Raw genomic sequence first — 4,794 nt, 5'->3', positions numbered from 1 at the left:
GCTAAAAATGGCGTATGTCTCAGGTTTTTTTCCGTTGACGCTCCAGGTAAAGGCTTCTTGCTACTGCAATCACCACGCTCAGGGCAAACAGGATGAACAGGCCGGTAACAAACCAAAATGTACCGCCGGTTAACAGGCTACCGGCCCACGAATAGACAATCGTGGCGGGTAACTGACCGAGGCCGGTGGCGAGGAGAAAGTGGCGAAAACGAATCGAGGTCAGGCCCGCGGCATAGCTTACCGGGTCGAAGGGCACAAAAGGCAACAGGCGACAGATGAGAATAGTGTGCTTGCCATAACGTTCGAAAAAAGCGTCCATGTTGTTCAGCACCGTTTTCCCGGTCAGCTTTTCCACCGCACTGCGACCCAAAACGCGGGCAATAAAAAAACACAGCGCTGCGCCGACCATCGCGCTGCTCCAGGACAGTACACCGCCCCAAAACGCGCCAAACAGCGAGGCATTGGCAAACGTAATCACAAAGGCGGGAAGCGGCGCGACGATGGCCTGTAAGATCATCAGGAAGAACGATACAACTGCCGCTTGGGTCCCATACGAACGAATGAAGTTTTCGAGAGCGTGTTGATCCAGCGTAGTAAACGCCGCCAGGCTGCCCCGGAGAAAATCACTGACGCCAGGTATCCACGCCCATGCCATCAGCGCGAGCAGCAGCACAGCTATCAATCCTGCCCGGTAATAGTGGGTTAATCGCGCTTTGTTCAGCTTTGTCATTTACCTGCACACTCGGGGCTGGACGACGGATCGATATGTTTATATCTGGCCCAGGCTTTTGCCGCCTGAATAAGAATGAATAACGCCAGGCCCGCAACGCTGAGTTTGCCGATAAATGCCAGAGTCATGCCTTCGCTGGCCAGTTCGTGCGACATCAGCGTATAGATAAAGATGCCGGGCAAGGTGGTTACCGCAGATATCACCGTAAATGACCAGAACGGAATCGCCGTCAGTCCATAGGCGTAATTTTGAATATTATAGGGGAACAATGGTACGAGTCGGGTCAGGATCAGAAAGTCCAATCCGCTATGGGCAATGCCTTTCTCGATTGCCTGAAAAGTCGCTGTGTGCCCAACGTATTTAAGCAGTAGTTCCCGACCAAGCCAGCGAGCCAGCAAAAACGACAGCGCCGAGGCGACGGTTGCCGCCACTAACGAGACAAGCGTCCCTGCCACAGGGCCAAACAGCACACCGCCGACGATCACCAGAATGCTGCCGGGGATCAGACACAGCGCCGCGATGATAAACAGCAATATATAAAGCGTATAGCCAAACATGCCGCTTTGGCGGATGACGGCTTGTAAATGCTGGAAATTGGTTATCAGGTCGGTCAGGCCGAAATAATGGAAAACTCCCGCCAGAATGCAGAACAGGACCGCGACGATCAGCAGCCGGTATTCTGCGTTATGCGAACTTCTTTTTCATGGGGGTTCTCCTGTAAAACCGAGTGTAACACAGCGTTTTCGTCAGCGAAAAGTGCGCGCGAAGATATAATAAATTCCCGGACACAACAATGTATTACCGTCGATTTATTGATTTTACACAGAATAAACAGACTCTCCAGGCGAGGCCCGGAGAGTGAAAAATCGCAGGAGGTCAGACGCGGAATTTAGCCCATACCGGCGCATGATCGGACGGTTTTTCCATGCTGCGGATCTCATAGTCGATGCCGGTTTCTTCGCAGCGCTCCGCCAGTGGGTTGCTCGCTAACAGCAGATCGATACGCAGGCCACGGTTATCATCAAAGCCTTTGGAGCGGTAATCAAACCACGAGAACTGGTCATTTTTTTCAGGATAAGCATGACGATAGGTGTCCACCAGGCCCCAGCCCAGCAGGCGCTCCATCCACTCACGCTCTTCCGGCAGGAAGGAACATTTACCGGTACGCAGCCAGCGTTTACGGTTTTCCTCGCCAATGCCGATATCGAGATCGGTTGGGCTGATGTTCATATCGCCCATGATCAAGACCGGATTGTCACGTTTCAGTTCAGTCTCCAGATAGTTTTGTAGATTCTGGTAAAACGCGGCCTTGGCCGGAAATTTGGTTTCGTGGTCACGGCTTTCGCCCTGCGGGAAATAGCCGTTGATCACGGTAATGCTGCCCAGAGGGGATGGGATTTCCGCCATGATGATACGACGCTGCGCTTCTTCGCCATCGCCCGGGAAGCCACGACGCACCGCGATTGGCGTTTCTTTCGTTAACAGCGCCACGCCGTAATGACCTTTCTGACCGTGATAAAAGACGTTGTAACCCAGCTTTGCAACCTCTTCGAGAGGGAACATGTCATCGTGGACTTTTGTCTCCTGTAAGCCAATCACATCCGGTTGGTGTTTTTCGACAATGGCTGCCAGTTGATGAGGACGGGCACGCAGGCCGTTGATATTAAAAGAGACAAATTTCATAGTCGCTGCCGTTTTGCAAGATGAATAGTGCAAGGATGGTAGCAGAATTTCCGCTGGCTGACTGCTTCTTGTCACCTGATTCCAACAATGATTGCCAATGGTGTTAACGATGGAGCAAAAACTGCACCGTTTTGGCGCGAAGCGCGTCAGAACAGAGCAATAATTTCCGATAAATTTCGTATACGATCACAATTCCAGAATTATATTTGGCAACTGAATAAAACTGCGGTTTTTCCTCTATTTAGTCGCCTGATGCGCAAACATATTCACTTTATATGCACATTAAGTGAATATCGCCACGTTGTAACCTATTGATATTACGTCACCGACCTTTGTTTATGCACTTTTTTTGCTGGCTGGCACGAACCCTGCAATCTACATTTACACCGCAAACACTATATTTATTAACATATAAATAACCTTTTATTTACCGTTGAGGTCGCTATGTCTCTGTCAATTACGCGTGAAAATTTTGATGAATGGATGATGCCCGTATATGCCCCGGCTCCTTTTATTCCGGTGCGTGGTGAAGGTTCACGTCTGTGGGATCAGCAGGGTAAAGAGTATATCGATTTCGCGGGAGGCATTGCGGTTAACGCGCTGGGGCACGCCCATCCGGCATTGCGCGAGGCATTAAACGACCAGGCGAGCAAATTCTGGCACACGGGAAATGGCTACACCAACGAGCCGGTGCTGCGTCTGGCGAAAAAGCTGATTGATGCCACCTTCGCCGAGCGTGTTTTCTTCTGTAACTCCGGCGCGGAGGCTAACGAAGCGGCATTAAAGCTGGCGCGTAAATATGCTCACGATCGTTTTGGCAGCCAGAAGAGCGGCATCGTGGCGTTTAAAAATGCTTTCCATGGCCGCACGCTGTTCACCGTCAGCGCCGGAGGGCAGCCCGCTTATTCACAAGATTTCGCGCCGCTGCCGCCGGATATCCGCCATGCCGTCTATAACGATCTCGACTCCGCCCGCCAACTGATTGATGACACCACCTGTGCGGTCATCGTTGAACCGGTGCAGGGGGAAGGTGGCGTCGTACCGGCAACAAATGAATTCTTACAGGGGCTGCGTGAATTATGCGATCGCCACAATGCGCTGCTGATTTTTGACGAAGTCCAGACAGGTGTGGGTCGTACCGGCGAACTGTATGCCTATATGCACTATGGCGTTACGCCAGACCTGCTGACGACAGCCAAAGCGTTGGGCGGCGGTTTCCCCATCGGCGCGTTATTGGCGACAGCAGACTGTGCCAGCGTGATGACGGTTGGTACGCACGGTACAACATACGGCGGAAACCCGCTGGCCACGGCGGTGGCGGGCAAACTGCTGGAGATTGTTAACACCCCGGATATGCTCAACGGTGTTAAGCAGCGTCACGACTGGTTTGTGGAGCGTATTGACGCTATTAACGAACGTTTTGGGCTGTTTAGTGAAATTCGTGGGCTCGGCCTGCTAATCGGCTGCGTACTGAACGCGGAATTTACCGGGAAAGCGAAACTCATCTCGCAAGAGGCGGCCAATGCCGGAGTGATGGTGCTGATCGCCGGCGCTAACGTGGTGCGCTTTGCGCCAGCGTTAAACGTCAGCGAAGAAGAGGTTGCTAGCGGACTGGATCGCTTTGCGCTGGCCTGCGAACGCATTAAAGCAGGAGGTTCATCATGATGGTGATTCGTCCTATTGAACGTGCTGATATCACCGCGCTGATGCAACTGGCCGGTAAGACCGGCGGTGGGTTGACTTCGCTACCGGCCAATGAAGCCACGCTGATGGCGCGTATCGAACGCTCGCTACAAACCTGGCGCGGTGAGTTGCCGAAAAGTGAGCAAGGCTATGTTTTTGTACTTGAAGACAGCGCCAGCGGAACCGTGGCAGGGATTTGCGCCATCGAGGTGGCGGTAGGGCTTAACGATCCCTGGTACAACTATCGGGTTGGCACGCTGGTGCACGCCTCGAAAGAGCTGAACGTATATAACGCGCTGCCGACGCTGTTTCTGAGTAACGATCACACGGGCAGCAGCGAGCTTTGCTCTCTGTTTCTCGATCCCGACTGGCGTAAAGAGGGCAACGGCTATTTGTTGTCTAAATCGCGCTTTATGTTTATGGCGGCATTTCGTGACCGGTTTAATGAAAAGGTCGTGGCCGAGATGCGCGGTGTAATCGATGAGCACGGTTACTCTCCCTTCTGGGAAAGCCTCGGCAAACGCTTTTTCTCCATGGAATTCAGCCGTGCGGATTTTCTCTGCGGCACCGGACAAAAAGCCTTTATTGCTGAACTGATGCCCAAGCATCCTATTTATACCCATTTCCTGTCTGAGGAAGCGCAAAGCGTAATTGGTCAGGTACATCCGCAAACCGCTCCGGCGCGGGCGGTGCTGGAG

The 4,794-nt window shown here is 52.6% G+C and carries 5 protein-coding genes; 2 read left to right on the top strand and 3 right to left on the bottom strand.

Annotation, left to right across the window (positions count from 1 at the left end; all coding sequences use genetic code 11):
* Positions 1-19: 19 nt before the first annotated feature.
* From KQJ18_RS21580 to xthA, 3 genes are all read right to left on the bottom strand, one after another.
* Positions 20-730, bottom strand: a complete 711-nt coding sequence (locus tag KQJ18_RS21580; protein ID WP_216422709.1) for a TVP38/TMEM64 family protein — start codon at positions 728-730, stop codon at positions 20-22.
* A complete protein-coding gene (locus KQJ18_RS21575) occupies positions 727-1,383 on the bottom strand; it encodes a TVP38/TMEM64 family protein (RefSeq protein WP_216422710.1) in 657 nt (218 codons plus the stop codon). The genes KQJ18_RS21580 and KQJ18_RS21575 overlap by 4 nt, the downstream gene beginning before the upstream one ends.
* Before the next feature lie 223 nt (positions 1,384-1,606).
* Positions 1,607-2,413 (bottom strand): exodeoxyribonuclease III, encoded by an 807-nt coding sequence (gene xthA / locus KQJ18_RS21570; protein ID WP_043016615.1) that lies wholly within the window; start codon positions 2,411-2,413, stop codon positions 1,607-1,609.
* 444 nt (positions 2,414-2,857) lie between these two features.
* Here xthA and KQJ18_RS21565 point away from each other — a divergent pair, with 444 nt between their 5' ends.
* Together KQJ18_RS21565 and astA are read left to right on the top strand one after the other, a co-directional pair.
* The gene (locus KQJ18_RS21565) at positions 2,858-4,078 is read left to right on the top strand and encodes an aspartate aminotransferase family protein (RefSeq protein ID WP_216422706.1); all 1,221 of its coding nucleotides are present in this window, start codon (positions 2,858-2,860) and stop codon (positions 4,076-4,078) included.
* Positions 4,075-4,794: arginine N-succinyltransferase (gene astA / locus KQJ18_RS21560; protein ID WP_216422705.1), on the top strand; the 720-nt coding region annotated here is incomplete at its 3' end. The genes KQJ18_RS21565 and astA, both read left to right, overlap by 4 nt.

The organism is Citrobacter sp. S55_ASV_140, from assembly GCF_018919505.1.
Classification (GTDB): domain Bacteria; phylum Pseudomonadota; class Gammaproteobacteria; order Enterobacterales; family Enterobacteriaceae; genus Citrobacter; species Citrobacter werkmanii.
The sequence above is the reverse complement of the archived record's forward strand: the minus strand, read 5'-3'. Positions and strand labels throughout refer to the sequence as shown.

Coding starts and splice junctions, on each gene's coding strand:
- KQJ18_RS21580 (WP_216422709.1), bottom strand. CDS start 730: ATGACAAAGCTGAACAAAGCGCGATTAACCCACTATTACCGGGCAGGA.
- KQJ18_RS21565 (WP_216422706.1), top strand. CDS start 2,858: ATGTCTCTGTCAATTACGCGTGAAAATTTTGATGAATGGATGATGCCC.
- xthA (WP_043016615.1), bottom strand. CDS start 2,413: ATGAAATTTGTCTCTTTTAATATCAACGGCCTGCGTGCCCGTCCTCAT.